Genomic DNA, 17952 nt, shown 5'->3' on the forward strand with positions numbered 1-17952 from the left:
GCCCCGGCCGAAGCGCCCGACCCCGCGCCCGCCCTGCCCGACCTCGCCGTGGTCGTCTACGACCACGGCGCCGCCCGGCCCACACCGCCCGGCCCGCCCGCGCCCTGGTGGCTCGACGAGTGGACCGAGAGCTGGACCCCACGCCAGCACGCCGACGCCGTCGACGCGGTCCGCGCCGCCATCGGCCGCGGCGACGTCTACCAGACCAACCTCGTCGGCCACGCCGCCGCCCGCTACACCGGCGACCCGCTGCCCGCCCTGAGCCGCCTCGGCGCGCTGCCCGGCGCCCGCTACGGCGGCGTGCTCACCGGCGACGGCTGGGCCATCGGCTGCGCCTCCCCGGAAACCCTCGTCGAGGTCACCGGCGGGCAGCTGACCACCAGACCCATCAAAGGCACCCGCCCCGCCACCGCCGCCGGCCGCGCCGAACTGCTCGCCAGCGCGAAGGAACGCGCCGAACACATCATGATCGTCGACCTGGAACGCAACGACCTGGCCCGCATCGCCCGCACCGGCAGCGTCCGCGTCGACGACCTGTTCGCCGTACGCCGCTGGTGCGACCTGTGGCAGGCCGAGTCCACCGTCCGCGCCACCCTCGCCGACGGCCTCGGCCTGGCCGACCTGCTGCGCGCCACCTGCCCCGGCGGCTCGGTCACCGGCGCGCCGAAACTCGCCGCCCTGACCCAGATCGACGCCCTCGAACCCGTCGGCCGGGGCGCCAGCATGGGCGCGCTCGGCTGGGTCGCCCCCGGCCGCGTCGACCTCGGCCTGACCATCCGCACCGCCGCCGCCGACGGCGAGCGGCTGCACACCTGGGCCGGCGGCGGCATCACCTGGGACAGCGACCCCACCGCCGAGGTCGCCGAGGCCGCCGCGAAGACCGCCCCGATCCGCGCCACCCTGGCCGGGCGCTGAACCCGCCGCGACCGGCGATACGCTGACCCGCATGACCATGCGGCCCATCCGGATCATCGGCGACCCCGTGCTGCGCACCCCGTGCGAGCCGGTCACCACCTTCGACGCCGACCTACGCGCCCTGGTCACCGACCTGATGGACACCCTGCTCGGCGCGCCCGGGCGGGCCGGCGTCGCCGCCCCGCAGATCGGGGTCAGCGCCCAGGTGTTCGTCTACGACGCCGACGGGCACCGCGGCCACCTGATCAACCCCACCCTGGAGCTGTCCGAGGAACCCCAGGACGACGAGGAGGGCTGCCTGTCCATCCCCGGCCTGTACTTCCCGACCCAGCGGGCCATGCACGCCACCGCCCACGGCGTCGACCAGCACGGCGAACCGCTGACCATCGCCGGCAGCGGCTTCCTCGCCCGCGCCCTGCAACACGAGGCCGACCACCTGCGCGGCACGCTCTACGTCGACACCCTGCGCGGAGACATCCGCCGCCGCGCCCTGCGCGAGATCCGCGCCGGCCGGTTCGACTCACCCAGCCGCCGCCGCTAACGGGCGGTCAACGTCCACTCGTCGTAGTCGGCGACCCAGCTGAACCCCACCCGCTCGTACAGCCGCACCGCGGCCACGTTGTCCGCCTTCACGTTCAGCGTCACGTGCTCGACGCTCTCGCGCAGCCGGGCGCACAGCGCCGCCACCACCGCCGCGCCCACACCCCGCCCCCGCCAGCGCGGATCGGTCGTGACGTTGCCCAACGCCGCCACCCGATAGGCCGGCGACCACACGTGCACCCCGGCCACCGCCCGCAGCTCACCGCCGTCGCGCACCCCCACGTACTGCCCGGTGTCCAGCATCCGCGGGTCAAACCAGTTCTCCGGGTACGCCCGCGCGTACAACCGGCGCAGCGGCGGCAGGTCCGCCGCGCCGAGCACCACGCCCGCCGGGCGCACCCGCACGAGGCGGTCCGGGTCGGTCAACGCCATCCGGTGATGCCGGCCACCGGAATCGAGCCGGAAAGACCCGGCCAGCGCGTCGGCCAGCCCGGGGGACAGGTGCGCGTACAGCCGGGCCGGCAGCACCGGCGCCACCTCGGCCAGCAACGCCGCCAGCGCCCAGGTGTCCGCCGGCGCCGCGAACGCCAGCAGCGTCGGCGGGTCCACCCCGTGATACAGCAACACGACCTGCTCACCCCGGCGGAACCACGAGGTGTACGGCCAGAAGAAGTCGTCCAGGTCACCCAACTGGTAGGCGTGCAGCACCGGATCACGCCCCAGCAGCTCCGCCAGGACGGCCCGGTCGTGCTCCGCGCGAACCGGCATCAGCGCCGACTCACCGGGCCAGCCACTGGTCGTAACCGAGCTTGGCGACCAACGCCACCACCACCACCAGCAGCACCACCCGCACGAACCCCGACCCGCGGCGCAACGCCATCCGCGCCCCCAGCACCGCGCCGGCGATGTTGCACACCGCCATCCCCGCGCCCAGCAGCCACCACACGTGCCCTGTCACCCCGAACACCACCAGCGCACCCAGGTTCGTGCCCGCGTTGACGACCTTCGCCATCGCCGAGCCGTGCACGAAGTCCGCGCCCACCAACGCGGTGAACGCCAGCACCAGGAACGTGCCGGTGCCCGGACCGATCAACCCGTCGTACAGAGCGATCCCCACCCCGGCCACCGCGATCACCACCGCCACCCGCACCGGGGTCCGCCGCTGCGGTACCGCCACCACCCCCAGCCGGGGCCGCAGCAGCACGAACACCGCCACCGCCACCAGCACCACCAGCACCACCGGCCGGTACGCCGACGCCGGCACCGCACCGGCCAACGCCGCGCCCACCCCGGCGGTGAGCACCGCCAGCGCCGCCGCCGGCCCCGCCACCCGCCAGTCGACCTTCGTGCGTCGGGCGTACGTCGTCGCCGCGGTGGCCGTGCCGAAGATCGCGGCCAGCTTGTTGGTGCCCAGCGCGGTGGCCACCGGCAGCCCGGGCGCGGCCACCAGCAACGCCGGCAACAGCAGCAGGCCACCACCGCCGACCACGGCGTCGACCCAGCCGGCCAGGGCCGCGGCGGCCAGAAGGGTGCTCAGCGATACGGCGTCCACGGGCGGCAATTCTTCCCACCCCGACCCGCCCGGCCCGTACCGAAGTGGCCAGCCTCACTCGCGCCCCCGCACGTCACCGACCCCGCGCCCGCCGCAACCACACCCCCAACGCGCCCACCGCCACGAACACCAGCACCGAACACAGCAGCAGTTTCACCACCCGGCAACCCTGCCACGGGGACGTAGGGTGCAGGGGTGCGCCTGGCCACCTTCAACGTGCTGCACGGACGATCCCTGACCGACGGGCTCGTCGACCCGGACCGACTCGCCGCCGCCGTGCGCGCCCTCGACGCCGACGTGCTGGCCCTGCAGGAGGTCGACCGCGACCAGAGCCGCAGCGGCAACCTCGACCTCACCGCCATCGCCGCCCGCGCCCTCGACGCACCCCACCACCGCTTCGCCGCCGCCGTCGTCGGCACCCCCGGCGAACAGTTCCGGCCCCTGCGCCACGACGACGACGGCCACGGCGAACCCTGCTACGGCATCGGCCTGATCAGCCGCCACCCCGTCCGCAGCTGGCAGGTCACCCGACTCAAGCCCGCACCCGTACGCTCCCCGGTCTACGTGCCCGGCCCCGGCGGCGGCCTCGTCCTGCTGCACGACGAACCCCGCGTCGTGCTCGCCGCCGTCCTGGACACCCCGCACGGGCCGCTCACCGTCGCCGCGACCCACCTGTCCTTCGTCCCCGGCTGGAACGCCCGCCAACTCCGGCAGACCATCCGCGCCCTGCGGGCGCTGCCCTCGCCCCGCGTCCTGCTCGGCGATCTCAACCTGCCCGCCGGCGCGGCCCGGCTCCTCTCCGGCTGGCGCCCCCTGGGTCGCCGCCCCACCTACCCCGCCGGGCAACCCCGCGTCCAACTCGACCACATCCTCGCCGACCGGCACGCCCTCGAGCAGCTCCCACCGGTACGCGCGGTCACCACTCCGCTGTCCGCCATCTCCGACCACCGACCCCTGCTGGTCGACCTCGGCTGAGAATCGACTGCCATCGTGGGTCACGAATGTCTAGGGTGGGCTCACCGACAGCACCGCCGTTCCGCCAACTCCGCCCCCGACGTCCATCGGAGCTGACCATGAGCGACACGCCGGACACCATCGTGCTCATCCACGGATTCTGGGTCACCCCGCGCAGCTGGGAAAACTGGGTCACCCACTACCAGGACAAGGGCTTCCGGGTGCTCACCCCGGCATACCCCGGCCTGGAAGCCGAGGTCGAGGCCCTCAACGCCGACCCGAGCCCACTGGAGACGCTGACCGCGCCGCAGATCATCGAGCACCTGTCCACGGTCGTCGAGGCGCTGCCCAGACCACCCATCATCATGGGCCACTCGGCCGGCGGCGCGTTCACCCAGGTGCTGCTCAGCCGGGGGTACGGCACCTCGGCGGTCACGCTCAACTCGGCGCCCACCGAAGGCGTCAAGGTGATCCCGTTCTCGCAGCTACGCTCCACCTTCCCGGTGCTGAGGAACCCGGCGAACCGACACCGGGCCGTCGGGTTCACCTTCGAGCAGTGGCACTACGCGTTCACCAACACCTTCGACGAGCACGAGTCGCGGGCGCTGTACGAGCGCTACGCCATCCCCGCCTCCGGCGGCATCCTCTGGGACAGCGTGCTGGCCAACCTGCTGCCCGGCCCGCAGGACATCGCCGTCGACTACCACAACGACCAGCGCGCGCCACTGCTGTTCATCTCCGGCTCAAAGGACCACATCATGCCGCCGAGCGTGCAGCGCTCCAACGCCGCGCACTACCAGGGCGACACGGTCACCGAGGTCAAGCTCTACGACGGGTACGCGCACCTGCTCCCCGCCCAGCAGGGCTGGCAGGACATCGCCGACCACGCCCTCGACTGGGCGCTGCGGCACGCCCGGTGAACACCGAGCCGCTGCGGATCACCCACATCGGCGGCCCCACCACGCTGATCGAGGTCGGCGGCTGGCGGCTGCTCACCGACCCGACCTTCGACCCACCCGGACGGCGCTACACCTTCGGCTGGGGCACCTCCTCCCGCAAGACCACCGGCCCGGCCATCCCCGCCGCCGACCTCGGCCCGATCGACGCGGTGCTGCTCACCCACGACCACCACGGCGACAACCTCGACGACGCCGGCCGCGCACTGCTGACCGACGTGGACACCGTGCTCACCACCACATCCGGGGCGCGCCGGCTCGGCCACGACGCCCACGGCCTGCGCGCCTGGGAAACGACCCGGCTCGAACACCCCGGACGCCCGACGATCGAGGTGACCGCGACGCCGTGCCGGCACGGCCCACCGCTGAGCACCCCGATCGTCGGCGACGTCGTCGGCTTCGCCCTGCGCTGGGCGGGGCAACAGCACGGCGCGCTGTGGATCACCGGCGACACGGTGCTGCACCGCGGCGTACGCCACGTCGTCACCCGCATCCCTGTCGGCACCGTGCTGCTGCACCTAGGCGGGGTGCGGTTCCCCAGCACCGGTCCGCTGCGCTACTCGATGACAGCCCGACGCGCGGCGCAGCTGTGCGCCGCACTCCGACCGCAGACCGCAATCCCGGTGCACTACGAGGGCTGGCAGCACTTCCAGGAGCCACGCGACGTGATCGAGCGGGCGTTCGCCGCCGCCCCGCCCGCCGTCCGCGACAGCATCCGCTGGCTGCCACTCGGGCAGCCCACCACCATCAGCGCGTAGCAACGGCCGCCGGGGGAGAGGGAGCCCTGTCGCAAGATTCCCTCAAGATCATTGCATCGACGACCTCCGACGATCATGCTGGTCGAATCGCGCCACGATCAACTAGTCGGAGGCCACATGAGACGCCAGCGACCCACCGTCCTCGCCATCTCCACACTCCTCGCCATCACCCTCACCGCCGCACCCACCCCCGCCAACGCCCAGAGCGCGGCAGAACCCAACCAGGTCGCCAACCTCACCGTCCGCCAGGCCGACGGGTACGCCACCCTCGCCTGGCAACCCGTCGACGGCGCCACCGACTACCAGATCGAACGCACCGCCGTCGACGCCAACGGCACCCCCACCGGCGCACCCACCATCGTCGGCATCTGGCGCCCCAACCGCCAGATCAACCAACAGGCACCCACCTTCGCCGACGCCGGCTTCAACCCCGGCGACACGTTCCAATGGCGGGTACGCGCTCGCGCCGGCACCACCGAACAGCCCTACTCCGACCCGATCGTCGCCACCACCACCGCACCCTGGGGCAACCTCGGCACTCCGGGCGAGCAACTGCGCACCCAGTGGGAGACCGCCCACGCCGCGCAGTACACCAGCGACACCGACGAGTACGCCTACACGGCCGCCATCGACGCCCTCAGCGACCGCGTCCGCGTCGTCGAGCTCGGCCGCACCGTCCAGAACCGACCGATCAACATGCTGGTCATCGGTTCCCCCACCCCGGCCGCCACCCCGGAGGCCGTCGCCGCCACCGCACCCGTGGCCATCAACTGCAACGTGCACGGCAACGAACCGGGCGACCGCGAAGCCTGCCTCATCATGGCCCGGCAACTCGCGTTCAGCACCGACCCCCGCATCACGGACCTGCTCAGCCACACCACCGTCCTGATCGTCCCCACCATCAACGGCGACGGCCGGGCCGCCAACACCCGCGGCAACTCCACCGGCCAGGACCTCAACCGTGACTACTCTCTGATCCGCCAGCCGGAGACCGCCGCGTACATCAAGATGGTCCGCGACTACCGACCCGTCGCCGGCTACGACGGCCACGAGTTCGGCAACTCCCGCGCAGGCGACCTGCCGATGCTGCCGCCCCGACACCAGAACGTCGCCCAACCCGTCTTCGACCAGTCCCAGGACATGATCGAAGGACACATGTACGCCAAGGGCGCCGAAGCCGGCTGGTGGGCCTGCCCCTACGGCTGCGAAGGCGGCGGCAACGTCGGCCTCAGCGAGGAAACCATCCTGCGCAACACCCTCGGCCTCAAGAACGTCGCCAACTCCCTGCTGGAACTGCGCAGCTCCGGCGGACAGACCCGACCCGACGAGGGCAACACCGCCAACAACCGGCGCCGCAAGACCTACTCGGCCCTGTGGACCTTCCACCAGTTCCTGGACTACCACCGCGCCGACCGAGGCGACATCCTCACCTCCCGCGCCGAGTCCATCGAAATCCAGGCCGCCAACACCGGCCGCCTCGTCTTCCGCGGCTCCCGACCGATCCCCGCCCACCCCGCCCCGCACCCCGGCGACAGCCCCCCGCCGCTGGACGCACCCCGCGCCGACCTCATCCTCGACAACGCCCCGTGCGCCTACAAGCTCACCGACGAGCAGTACAACGGCGCACGCACCGACGGACCAGGCGGTGTGGGCACCACCGTCGCGCAGCGCATCGCCGCACACGGGTGGAAGGTCATCAAGACCAGTGACGGCTACTACGTACCTCTCAACCAGCCCGAACGCGGCCTCATCCCGCTGCTGCTCGACACCAAGGGCGTGGAGAAGCTGACCGACGGCGAACGCGTCTACCCCACCCTCACCGGCCGACGCAACGGACCACTGGTCGTCTCCGGCTTCACCTGCGCCGCCGACGCCACCATCAGCGGCCCGGTCACCGTCCGGGCGGGCGCCGCACTCGTCGCGACCGGAACCACCATCAGTGGGCCGGTCAGCGCCACCCGCGCCGCCGGCGTCCTCCTCGCCGACAGCACCATCAACGGCCCGGTCCAGATCACGAACACCACCGACGCGATCTCCATCATCGACGTCACGATCGCCGGCCCGGTCAGCCTGTCCGGCAACACCACCGGCACCGACGCACCCCTGCTGGCCGGCAACACCATCCGCGGCCCGCTCAGCTGCACCGCGAACAGTCCCGCCCCGACCAACCTCGGCGTGACCAACACCGTGCACGGTCCGCGCACCACCCAGTGCGCGGCACTGTGACCGGCAGCTAGTCGAGCCGGCGCGCCGGCGGTGCGGGCACCACGCCCGTACCGCCGGCGCACCCCACCCACCGACCCCCCGACCCGTGGAGCCCGCCGTGTCGAACCCGTCCCGCGCTCTCCGCCTCCTCGTACCGGCCCTGCTGCTGGCCACCGCCGCCTGCACCGCCACCTCCACAACGGACGCGCGACCACCGAGCAACACCAGCGCACCCCAGGTCACCGGACCACTCTGCGCCGCCCTGCCCACCGGCACCGACCCCGGAAACCCGACCTTCCTCGCCGGCCAACCCGTCGACCAGGCACTCCGGTGGATCCCCACCCTCACCACGTTCGAGGCGGCCCTGCGCACCAGCGGCGCCCTCACCGACCTGCCCACCGGCACCGGCGTCACCATCCTGGCGCCCTCCGACGACGCCTTCGCCGCCAAGTTCTCCGAGGAAAACTGGGACGACCTGATGACCCGCCACACCGACCAACTGCGTACCCTGCTCAAGGCACACCTGATCGCCGGAACCCACCCCATCGAGGAGCTGGTGACCGCCGGCACCGCCACCACCCTCGACGGCGCCACCGTCACCCTCACCCGCACCGCAACCACCGCCCGCCTCGACGACCGGGCCGACGCCGTGTGCGCCGACTACCAGGCCACCAACGCGCGCATCCACATCATCAACGCGGTACTCGGCCCACTGCCCACCACCGCCGACGACACCGACCAGCGGGCCCACTGACCCCGCTCACCGCGCCCGGTCCGCCGGCCCCAGGGCGGCCAGCGCCCGGTTGGTGCGGTTGGCCCGCACCGCGTCGCGCTGCTGATCGGCCGTCACCTCGATGTACGTCTGCGACGACGCCAACGACGCGTGCCCCAGCAACCGCATGATCTCCGCCGCGCTCGCCCCGTCCTCGGCCAGCCGCGTCGCGAACGTGTGCCGCAACGCGTGCAACCGCGCACCACGCGGCACCCGGTCACCGATGCCCGCCCGCCGGTAACACGACTCCACCAGATACTGGAGTCCACCACGACGCAGCGGCTCGCCCCGCCGGTCCACCAGCAACGCCGAGTCCGGGCGTACCGACCGCGACCCGAAGCGCCGCGCCCGACTGTCCAGGTAGTCCACCAGCACCCGGTCCAGATCCGCCTCGATCGGCACCACCCGGGGCCGCCCACCCTTGCCGACCACCTCGACCCGCCGTTCACCAGGCCGACCCGCCAGCGAGCCGACCCGCAGCGCCAGCAGCTCCGACAGCCGCAGCCCCGCGCAGAGCGCCACCGCCAGCACCGCCACGTCCCGCTCCGGCCACGGGTCACGCTGCCGGCCGTCGTCACGCGCGGCCGAGGCGAGCAGCAGCTCGGGGGTGTCCGCCCCGCGCAGCGGCTTGGGCTGGGGGAGCAGGGCCCGCGGCCGGCCGACCGCCGGCATCGGATTGCCCGCCACCACCCCGTCCGCCACGAGGAACGTGAAGAAACTGTTCCAGGTGGACCAGGCCCGGTGCACCGACGCGGGCGCCCGGGGCGCGGCGAAACGGGCGAACGCCGCCCGCATCACCCGGGGGGAGAGATCGGTGATCGACAGCGAATCACGGGGGAGGGGAGTGGTGACGTCCTCGCCGATCAGGGCGGCCACCGCGTGCAGGTCCCGCCGGTACGCCGCGAGGGTGTGGGGGGAGGGCTTGCGGGTCGCGCGGGCGGTCAGGAACTCCTCGATCAGCACATCAAGCGATTCGTCCTGTTTGTCATGCATAAGAGATATTATGCAGCTTTTTCGCGTTCACCGGCAAGGGAGAGGGGGAGTAGATGCCAGAACCCCGGCGGTACGTCCTGACCGGAGCACCCGGCGCCGGCAAGACCACCCTGATCGAGGCGCTACGCCACAGGGGACACGTCACCGTACGAGAGGCCGCCACCGACGTCATCACCCAGCGGCAGGCGCAGGGGCACGCTGAGCCGTGGCGCGAGCCCAGCTTCGTCGACGCCGTCGCCCAACTCCAGCGCCACCGGCAAACCAGCTCACACGGCCCGGTGCAGCTCTACGACCGATCACCGTTGTGCACGCTGGCGCTGGCCCGACACCTGGGGCGACCCATCGGCCCGGCGCTCGCCAGCGAGTTGAACCGGATCGTTCGCGAGCGGACCTACCAGCGGCCGGTGTTCCTGATCGGCCCGCTGGGCTTCATCCGAAACACGCCCGCGCGCCGGATCAGCTACGCCGAGGCGCTGGCCTTCGCCCACCTGCACCAGGAGGTGTACGAGGAGCACGGGCACCGGGTGGTTGACGTGCCGGCCGGACCGGTGCGAGAACGGTTGGCGCTGATCGAGGAGCACGTATCGTTCGCGGCATGACGTTGCCGGTCGCCACCTGCCCAGACTGTGGTCGACCCGGCATGCCGATCGTGTACAAGGAGCCTGACGGTCCAACAGACTGGGTCTGCCCCGAGGGACACGAGTGGCGGGTGACCGACCGACCCGGGTGGGCTCCATGGGCATCACCAACCGCTGTAGCCGCAAGCCGCGATGCGGGTGACGCACCGTCCTGGACGGACCCCATGGGCGTCAAGGACCGGCGGAGCTGGCGGATCGGCACGGCCAGCGACGTCGCCTGGCTCGCCGGCCACACCACACCCGGCGGCCTGTCTGTCACCACCGCGATCCCACCGGTGTTCGACGCGTACGCCACCTTCCACCCGCCCGCGAACGTCAGTCTCGACGCCCACGAGCACGCCGTCGTCAACGAGCTGGCGGCGTGCACCCCGGACCAGCCCTGGTGGCTGGGCTTTCTCGACACCGGCGCCCACGACATCGTCTTCCCGGGCGCTCCGAAGGTGTCCATCTACTGGGGGTGGTCCTACGTGCTGGTCGAAGCCGGACCCGAACAGGCCCTTACTTGGCGGACCGGCCACATGCGCGGCGACGGGCCGCTGCCCGACCTGTTCTTCCCGGCGGATCACTCCTGGCTCGTCTCCGCCCTCTGGGACGACACCTGGACCGACATCGGCGGCAGTGCCGTTGTGCTTGCGGGCCTGCAGCGCAATCCGTTGGTCAACGCCCGCCTCGTGCGACCCGACGAGGACGCGCTTCCGCCAGGACTGACGCGCGACTGACCTACGGCAGGGGGTCGCCAGATCGCACTACTTTACATAATGTGCATTATCGAATCTGCGACTGGCGCGTGGTCAGCGGCGGTATCAGCTCTCGTCCTGAGCCAGCCGCCTGAAACGCGCCGAGGCGCGACCCGGTCGGCACCGGGCCGCGCCTCGGTGGAGGTACGGCGGATCGGGACGGTCAGCCGGCGCGGTACGCCCGGATGATCGTCTGCTCGATGCCGCTGCCGCCGTCGGCGGTGGCCTTCACCCGCAACGAGACCGCCTGCCCGCCCGTCACGGTCGGCAGCGCGGCGTGGTAGCCGTCCCGGTCCCGGTCGACCGTGGTCGGCTGCCAGATCACGCCGTCGTCGGTCGAGGTCCAGACCTGGAACGTCGTCACCCGCTGGGCCGGCGCCCCCTGGGCCTGCCGGACCGTGAACGTGGCCGGGCCGCCGGTGGGGTGGTTCGCCGGGTCCAGTGGCAGGGCGTAGTCGACCGACAGGAGCGGCAGGGCGCTGCGCGCCGTGCCGGCCGAGCCGGCCGACCGGAAGGTCCACGCGGTGTTGACGTGGGTCGAGAACGGCAGAATCCGGCTGGTGTCGACGTCGAAGGTGAGCCGGTAGTCCGCCGCCTTCGCCGGCACGCTGAAGTCGGTCCGGGCGGTGTTGCGCTCGTCGACGAGCTGGCCGTCCCGGTACAGCGCCAGCGTTCGCGTGATGCCGACCGCGCCGGGCTGCAGGCAGTCGGCCCGCTGGTGCTGGTCGACGAGCATGGCTAGGTCGACGTGCAGGTTGCCGCTGGTCCGCCACGGCGCGCCGGCGCAGCTGTACTCCCCACCGGCCGGGTCGTCGAACCAGTCGGAGCGCAGCGGCTGCCGCGCCCAGATCTTGGTCTGCCGGCTACCCGGGGCGTAGTCCCGGGGCGCCTCCTGGGCCGGGAGCCCGCCGTAGGTCCCGGTGTCCTGCCAGAGGAACCCCGGCGAGACGTAGTCGGTACGCGTCGCCGGCAGGTCGTAGGTGGGGTTCTGAGTCAGGTAGAACCCGTCGAGGGTGAAGCCGGCGCGGCGCATCGAGGTCACCATCCCGGCCAGGTCCAGCTGGTTGAACCGCTGGTCGATCCGGGCGAGCCGGGCCTGCTCGGCGGCGGTGACCCGGTAGGTGGGGTCGGCCGGCACTCCCTCGGTGTACTCGTGAGCCAGGTCGTAGTGGTACGGCGCGGCCGTGCCCGCCGGCGAGTCCAGCCCCCAGCCGCCGTACATCCGCAGCGACCCGACGCTGGGTAGCGTCACCGGGCCGACCGCGACGGTGGCCGAGTCACCCCACGCGGCGATGGCCTGCCACCAGGAGAGACCGTTTACGGCCGTCTGCACGTACAGGAAGTCGCTCGCGAGGGCCTGGGTGGGCTTCCCGGGCACGGTCGCGGTCATCGGCTTGACCTGCGTCGGGTCGAGGACGACCGTACGGGTGCCGTCGACGGCGAGGTCGCTGTCCCCGACGAACGCGCCCGTCTGCGCCCCGGTCTCGTCGTCGTACGTGCTGAACCCGGCGGTGACCTGGTAGCGGCCGGCCGGGACCCGCAGCGTGGCCGACTTGCCGGGGGTGAAGAACGCCCCGCCGGCGTAGAGCAGCGGGTCGGCGAGGTTGGTCACCTCCACCCCGACGGCGCTGTACCCGTTCACCGGGGCGCCCGGCACGGGACGGGTCTGGATCGTCAGGTCGTAGCTGCGCGGCTCCACGTAGAAGGCGACCGGCGTGGTCGCCACCAGCGCGTGGTTTGGCGTGCGGGCGGTGACCGTTGCGAGGTAGTACCCGGGCGAGCCGGCCAGCGCCGCGCGGTCGAGCCGCAGCGTCGCCGTGCCGGGCACGCCGCGCTTGAGCGTCACCCGGGTGGCCGACAGCTTCGCGGCCCGGCGGGGCGCGATGGTCCCGTCGTGGTTGACGACCGTGACCGCGAGGTCGAGCGGGACGGCCGCCGGGGTCCGGTCGGCGGTCCAGCTCAGCCGCACCTCGTGGGTGCCGGACTGCGGGTAGCTGAAGGTGCCGAGGTTGACCACCGGCTGGTCGCTCACCGGACCGGTGAGCGCCCGCACCGCGTTGAGCCGGCCGGCGCCGACGGTGTACGGCTCGGCGTCGGGCAGCGGGTCGGCGGCGCCGACGAGCCCGGCCTTGAGCCGGTCCGCGGTCCAGTCGGGGTGGCGCTGGGCGAGCAGCGCGGCGGCCCCCGCGGCGTGCGGGGCGGCCATGGAGGTGCCGGAGAGCGTGGTGTGGTACTCGTCGAACGGCGTGCCGAGCGTCGTCCCGGCGGCGCGGCCGGCGACGATGTCGACACCCGGGGCGACCAGCTCCGGCTTCGCCGCCCAGGTGTTGATCAGCGGTCCCCGGCTGGAGAAGCCGGCCCGCTCGTCGTCGGAGTCGACCGCGCCGACGGTCAGCGCGCGCCCGGCCGAGCCGGGGGACGCGATCGCGCCGCCGCTGTTGCCGGCGGCGATGACGAAGAGGGCACCGGTCTGCTCCGTCAGGTTGTCGACGGCGACCGCCATCGGGTCGGTGCCGTCGTCCGGCATGGCGCCGCCCAGGCTCATGTTGATCACGTCGGCCCGGGCCGCGGCCCACTCCATGCCGGTGATGATGTCGGAGTCGAACCCGGAGCCGAAGTCGTCGAGGACCTTCCCGATGACCAGGCGCGCATCGGGCGCGATGCCGCGACGCTGGCCGTGCGAGGCGGCCCCGGTGCCGGCGATGGTGGTCGCGACGTGGGTGCCGTGCCCGTTGTGGTCGACCGCGTCGCCGCCCGGGGTGACGAAGTCGGCGCGCTCGACGACCTGGCCGGCCAGGTCGGGGTGGCTGAAGTCGGCGCCGGTGTCGAGCACGGCGACCCGGGCGCCCTTGCCGGTGTAGCCGGCCTGCCAGGCCTGTGGCGCGGAGACCTGGCTGATGTTGTGGTCGAGTTGACCGGTGGAGCCGCCGGGCTTCTCGCCGCCGTGGTTGCCGGCGACGATCCCGGTCGCGTGCACCTTCCGGTCGAGCCAGACCTTGCGCGCACCGGTGAGCAGGGAGACGGTGGCCGCCCTGGCGGTGGCCGCGGTCTGCTTCGGCAGGGCCCCGGCGACCGCACCGATGCTCGACAGTGGCCGGACGTCGGCGAGCGCCGTCGTCCGCTGGTTCTCGGCGGGCTGCACGATCACCGGCAGCTCGCTGGTGCTCACGTCGTCGTAGCCATCCGCGATCAGCGTGGTCACGTCGAACAGGTCCGGGTCGAGCACGGTGCCGACCTGAGCCGCCACCTTCGCCGGGATGACCTTCAGGTGCCCGTCGGCACCGCAGCTGCGCCGAATCACACCGGCCGGGTCGACGGGCTGCACGCGGACCCGGGGGCAGCCGGACCCGGTGGCCTCGACGGTCACCACGTCGCCGGTGAGCAGCGTGACGATGTGCGTCTCACCGCTGCCGGCCGGGGCCGCGGTGGCGGGGTTCGGGGTGGTGAGGTCTGGGGTCGGGTCGGCCAGCGCCGGGGTTCCCGGCACCGCTTGCAGCGTCGCAACCACTGTGATGGTCGCCAACAGCCACCGAATTCGTCTGGGCATTTCGCTCCCGGGGTTGAGGGGCGGCCGCGCCTGCCGAAGACAAGACCAGTGCAGCCGTCCATTTTGGAAGGGTCGGAAAGAAGGCCGGGCCCGAGCGGCTGCAGCCGCTCGGGCCCGGCCTCGCTCGGTTACCGGGGCCGCACCTCGTAGGGGCGGTGGACGGTCTGCGTGACCTGGTTGCCGTCCCGGTCGGTCAGCGTGACGCGCAGCGCGACGTGGCCCGCCGCGGGCGGGTTGGGGACCATCACCTTGCCCAGCGTCCCGTCCGGCCCAGCGGTGACCTTCAGCGACTTCCAGGTGCCGCCCTCGTCGAAGGACGCCTCCACCCGGGTGACCCGGGTGGCCGGGACGCCGCCGGCGGGCTGGCCGCTGACGCCGATCAGCACCTTGGTGGGTGCCTTGCCGGCGGCCCGGTTGTACTCGTCGAGGCCGACGGCTGCCAGGCGGGGCACCATGAGCGGATTGGCCAGCCACTCCGTGGTGCCTGCCGTAGTGAACCGCCACTCGGCGTCGATCCGGCTGGACAGGGTGGCGAACGGCACCGACCGGGTGACGCTCGCCTGCAGGGTGTACGTGGCCTTCTCCACGGGCAGCCCGTAGGCGTAGCCCCACTGGCCGGCCTGCCACTGCGCGACCTGCTCCCCCTCCCGCTTCAGCGTCAGGGTGCCGGACGCGGGGGTGTACGCGAAGTCGTGCGTCTCGGCGTCGACGAACCACGGGATGTCGGGGATCGACATGAAGCCGTCTCCGTTCAGCCCGGTGGTGCTGTCCAGCGTCGGCCCGAGGAGCGCGTTGTTCCAGGTCTCCCGGCCGGGTTCAGCCAGGCTGACGGTTCGGGCCGGTGCCGTGATCCAGTTGTCGCCGATGCGGATCTCGCTCTCGTACCGCCCCGGCGCCCGGTAGTCGATCACCTTCGACGGGAAGTCGGCCGGCCCTTCGACAGTGAGCGTGGGAAGGCTGTCGTCGGTGATCATGCCGACGGCGGCGGATCCGCTGGAGGCGACGCCGGGAGCCTTGAAGTCCATGACGACCCGGGCGAGGTCCTCCCTGGCCACGGTGCGTACCGGGTCGCTGGGGATGCCGGCGCGGGTGTCGGCGATCCGGTAGTGGTAGGGGCTCGGCGACTGCTCGCTCGAACCCTTCTTGTCGAAGACCGCCCGGGCGCCATAGGTGACGGCCGGATCCTCGACCGGGAGCACGTAGCTCGCACCCTGCACGCCGAAGGAGCCGCCGTGCGCCATCCGGGTGCCGGCCACGTCGAGGGTCAGGTCCACGGACGTGACGACATGCTCGGCCGAGCGGTCGGAGACCTCGAGCCGGACCTGCCTGCCGCGGCGGGCGTCGACCCGTACCGGCAGGACGGCCGTATCGTCGGTGACCGTGACCGGCACGATCCCGTAGGTGAAGGCGATGTCCTCCGGCCCGCCCGGGAACACCGTGGTCAGCAGGTAGTGCCGGCCGGTGGGAAGCATCCCCCGTGCCATGCCCCCATTGACCGTCAAGTACGTCACCGCGCCGGTGTCGCCGTTCACCGCAGCCACACTGCCCTCGGCGGGCGCGCCGAGCCGGTTGACCAGCTCCACCGACACGTCGTACCGCGCGTCCTGGTGGTAGGTCAGCGCGGTCCGGGCCACCGGGGCGCCGTCGACGGTGGCGGTGAGGGCGCCGAGGTGGTACGCCTCTGCCTCGCCCTCGCTGCCGACGGTGAGCGTCACCGAGGCGCTGCCTCCGGCGGGCACCGTCAACCGCTGGGTGCTCAGCGTGACCAGCGCGGCCGGGATCGACGAGACGGCCAGATCGAGGACGACCGGCTCAGTCCCGACGTTGCGATAGCTGACCGTGCGGGTGACGCCCGCTGTGGGACGCGGCCAGGGCTGGTTGATGTTCAGACCACCGACGCTCGGCGTGACCTGAGCGGCGACCGCCCGCGCCACGTCGACACGGCCGGACCCGTACCGGGGCGATGGCATGCTCTCCCAGCGGGGCTCGGAGGCGCTGCTCATCAGGCCGGCCTTCAGCTGCTCTCCGGTCCAGTCGGGATGCTGTTGGGCCAGGATCGCCGCCGCGCCGGTGACGTGCGGGGCGGCCATCGACGTACCGCTGAAGGACCCGTAGCCCCCGCCGGGGACGGCCGCGACGATGCCCACTCCTGGCGCACTGATCTCCGGCTTCAGCGCGTCGTCGAGCATGCGTGGACCGCAGCTGGAGAAGTCGGCGATGAAGTCGGTCCGGTCGACCGCGGCCACGCTCAGCGCCGCGTCAGCGGTGCTGGGCGAGCCGACCGGGCGGGCGCCATACCTGCAGCCGTTGTTGCCCGCCGAAATGACGAAGAGGGCTCCGGTCTGGGCCGACAGGTCGTTCACCGCGGCCTCGAGTGGGTCGATACCAGCGGAGTCGAGCCCGCCGAGGCTCATGTTGATGACCTTCGCATGCACCTCGTTGGCCGCCCAGTGCATCCCGGCGAGGATCGCCGACCAGGGGCAGCCTTCTTCGGAGCAAACTTTGCCCTCGGCCAGCTTCGCGCCGGGCGCCACGCCCTTGCGCAGCCCGTTCGAGGCCACTCCGCTGCCCGCGATGGTCGAGGACACGTGGGTGCCGTGCCCGACGTGGTCGTCTACCGTGCCCTCGCCGACGAAGTCGGCGGACGCGACGACCACGTCCTTGAGGTCGGGGTGGTCGATGTCGTAGCCAGTGTCAAGAACGGCCACGGTGACACCGGTCCCGGTGAGCCCCGCCTGCCAGGCAGTCGGGGCGCCGATCTGGGGCACACTGCGCTCCAGCGAGACCTTCATCCTGCGGTCCAGCCAGAGCTTGCCGAGGCCACCGCGCAGACGCTGGGCAGCTTTCTCTCCACCGGTGACTGCACGCCACATGCGTCCGGTGTTGTTCGGGGGGACGCGCAACGCGTTCAGCCCGAGCCGGGGCAGGGCGAGAGTGGTCCGGGCACCGTCGGCGAGCACGCCCCGCACCCGGTTGGAGGGCCCGGCCGTGGTCGCCTTGGCGTACTGCGCGATCAGCGGCAGTTCGCCACCGTCGTCGGGCGCGCTGTCGATCAGCGCGCCCAGGTCGAACAGTTGGGGGTCCAGTTGGTTGGCGGAGAGCAGGTTCAGCGCGTCGGAGGGGATTACCGAGGCGGCGCCGTCGCTGGCCGATCGGGTCAGGAACGTCACGTCCTGGCGGCCAGGGCCCGGGGTGACGCTGTACGAAATGATGCCCTTCGGTCCACGAGTGACGGCCACTGTATCGCCGGTGACAAGCGTGATCGTGTGGTGTTCGGCACGCTGCTGCGCGGGGCCAGGCTCGGTGGCAGGTTGCGGCGAGGCGAGCGCCGGTGGCGGAGGCACGGCCGCCAGAGCCGCGAGCCCCACCATGAGGGCACCGGATA

General features: G+C 72.4%; 14 protein-coding genes. 9 read left to right on the forward strand and 5 right to left on the reverse strand.

Translation table 11 applies throughout. From position 1 onward, the window contains the following. A partial coding sequence (locus ACWD6N_RS30135; protein WP_450005579.1) for a chorismate-binding protein occupies positions 1–915 on the forward strand: 915 nt, incomplete at its 5' end. A gap of 31 nt (positions 916–946) precedes the next feature. Further along, positions 947–1456, forward strand: coding sequence for a peptide deformylase (gene def / locus ACWD6N_RS30140; protein ID WP_354968301.1), 510 nt, complete (start codon positions 947–949; stop codon positions 1454–1456). Here def and ACWD6N_RS30145 read toward each other — a convergent pair. Further along, a complete protein-coding gene (locus ACWD6N_RS30145; RefSeq protein ID WP_354968302.1) occupies positions 1453–2223 on the reverse strand; it encodes a GNAT family N-acetyltransferase in 771 nt (256 codons plus the stop codon). The genes def and ACWD6N_RS30145 overlap by 4 nt on opposite strands. 10 nt (positions 2224–2233) lie before the next feature. Continuing rightward, the gene (locus tag ACWD6N_RS30150) at positions 2234–3007 is read right to left on the reverse strand and encodes a sulfite exporter TauE/SafE family protein (RefSeq protein WP_354968303.1); all 774 of its coding nucleotides are present in this window, start codon (positions 3005–3007) and stop codon (positions 2234–2236) included. A 195-nt stretch (positions 3008–3202) separates the two neighbouring features. Here ACWD6N_RS30150 and ACWD6N_RS30155 point away from each other — a divergent pair, with 195 nt between their 5' ends. The 5 genes from ACWD6N_RS30155 to ACWD6N_RS30175 all read left to right on the forward strand — a co-directional run bounded on the left by ACWD6N_RS30155 (position 3203) and on the right by ACWD6N_RS30175 (position 8634). Further along, positions 3203–3982 (forward strand): endonuclease/exonuclease/phosphatase family protein, encoded by a 780-nt coding sequence (locus ACWD6N_RS30155; RefSeq protein WP_354968304.1) that lies wholly within the window; start codon positions 3203–3205, stop codon positions 3980–3982. Between the two features lie 98 nt (positions 3983–4080). After that, complete coding sequence (locus ACWD6N_RS30160) at positions 4081–4881, forward strand: alpha/beta hydrolase (RefSeq protein WP_354968305.1); 801 nt, start codon at positions 4081–4083, stop codon at positions 4879–4881. Beyond that, complete coding sequence (locus tag ACWD6N_RS30165; RefSeq protein WP_387322393.1) at positions 4878–5675, forward strand: MBL fold metallo-hydrolase; 798 nt, start codon at positions 4878–4880, stop codon at positions 5673–5675. The genes ACWD6N_RS30160 and ACWD6N_RS30165 overlap by 4 nt, the downstream gene beginning before the upstream one ends. Before the next feature lie 117 nt (positions 5676–5792). Then, complete coding sequence (locus tag ACWD6N_RS30170) at positions 5793–7901, forward strand: M14 family zinc carboxypeptidase (RefSeq protein ID WP_387322395.1); 2109 nt, start codon at positions 5793–5795, stop codon at positions 7899–7901. Between the two features lie 97 nt (positions 7902–7998). Next, positions 7999–8634, forward strand: a complete 636-nt coding sequence (locus ACWD6N_RS30175) for a fasciclin domain-containing protein (RefSeq protein WP_387322397.1) — start codon at positions 7999–8001, stop codon at positions 8632–8634. Between the two features lie 6 nt (positions 8635–8640). On the opposite strand, the gene ACWD6N_RS30180 is transcribed toward ACWD6N_RS30175, so the two are convergent. Further along, positions 8641–9645, reverse strand: a complete 1005-nt coding sequence (locus ACWD6N_RS30180) for a tyrosine-type recombinase/integrase (RefSeq protein WP_387322399.1) — start codon at positions 9643–9645, stop codon at positions 8641–8643. 53 nt (positions 9646–9698) lie between these two features. On the opposite strand from ACWD6N_RS30180, the gene ACWD6N_RS30185 reads away from it, so the two are divergent. Further along, positions 9699–10244, forward strand: a complete 546-nt coding sequence (locus ACWD6N_RS30185; RefSeq protein WP_387322401.1) for an AAA family ATPase — start codon at positions 9699–9701, stop codon at positions 10242–10244. Between the two features lie 203 nt (positions 10245–10447). Continuing rightward, positions 10448–11002, forward strand: coding sequence for a hypothetical protein (locus ACWD6N_RS30190; protein WP_387322403.1), 555 nt, complete (start codon positions 10448–10450; stop codon positions 11000–11002). Between the two features lie 181 nt (positions 11003–11183). Here ACWD6N_RS30190 and ACWD6N_RS30195 read toward each other — a convergent pair whose 3' ends face one another. Then, a complete protein-coding gene (locus ACWD6N_RS30195) occupies positions 11184–14507 on the reverse strand; it encodes a S8 family serine peptidase (RefSeq protein ID WP_387322547.1) in 3324 nt (1107 codons plus the stop codon). 188 nt (positions 14508–14695) lie between these two features. Then, entirely contained in the window at positions 14696–17737 is a 3042-nt protein-coding gene (locus ACWD6N_RS30200) for a S8 family serine peptidase (RefSeq protein WP_387322549.1), read from the reverse strand. Positions 17738–17952 lie beyond the last annotated feature (215 nt).

It is taken from the genome of Micromonospora sp. NPDC005163, assembly GCF_053599835.1.

Coding starts and splice junctions, on each gene's coding strand:
- ACWD6N_RS30180 (WP_387322399.1), bottom strand. CDS start 9,645: ATGCATGACAAACAGGACGAATCGCTTGATGTGCTGATCGAGGAGTTC.
- ACWD6N_RS30170 (WP_387322395.1), top strand. CDS start 5,793: ATGAGACGCCAGCGACCCACCGTCCTCGCCATCTCCACACTCCTCGCC.
- ACWD6N_RS30190 (WP_387322403.1), top strand. CDS start 10,448: ATGGGCGTCAAGGACCGGCGGAGCTGGCGGATCGGCACGGCCAGCGAC.
- ACWD6N_RS30145 (WP_354968302.1), bottom strand. CDS start 2,223: ATGCCGGTTCGCGCGGAGCACGACCGGGCCGTCCTGGCGGAGCTGCTG.
- ACWD6N_RS30160 (WP_354968305.1), top strand. CDS start 4,081: ATGAGCGACACGCCGGACACCATCGTGCTCATCCACGGATTCTGGGTC.
- ACWD6N_RS30185 (WP_387322401.1), top strand. CDS start 9,699: ATGCCAGAACCCCGGCGGTACGTCCTGACCGGAGCACCCGGCGCCGGC.
- def (WP_354968301.1), top strand. CDS start 947: ATGACCATGCGGCCCATCCGGATCATCGGCGACCCCGTGCTGCGCACC.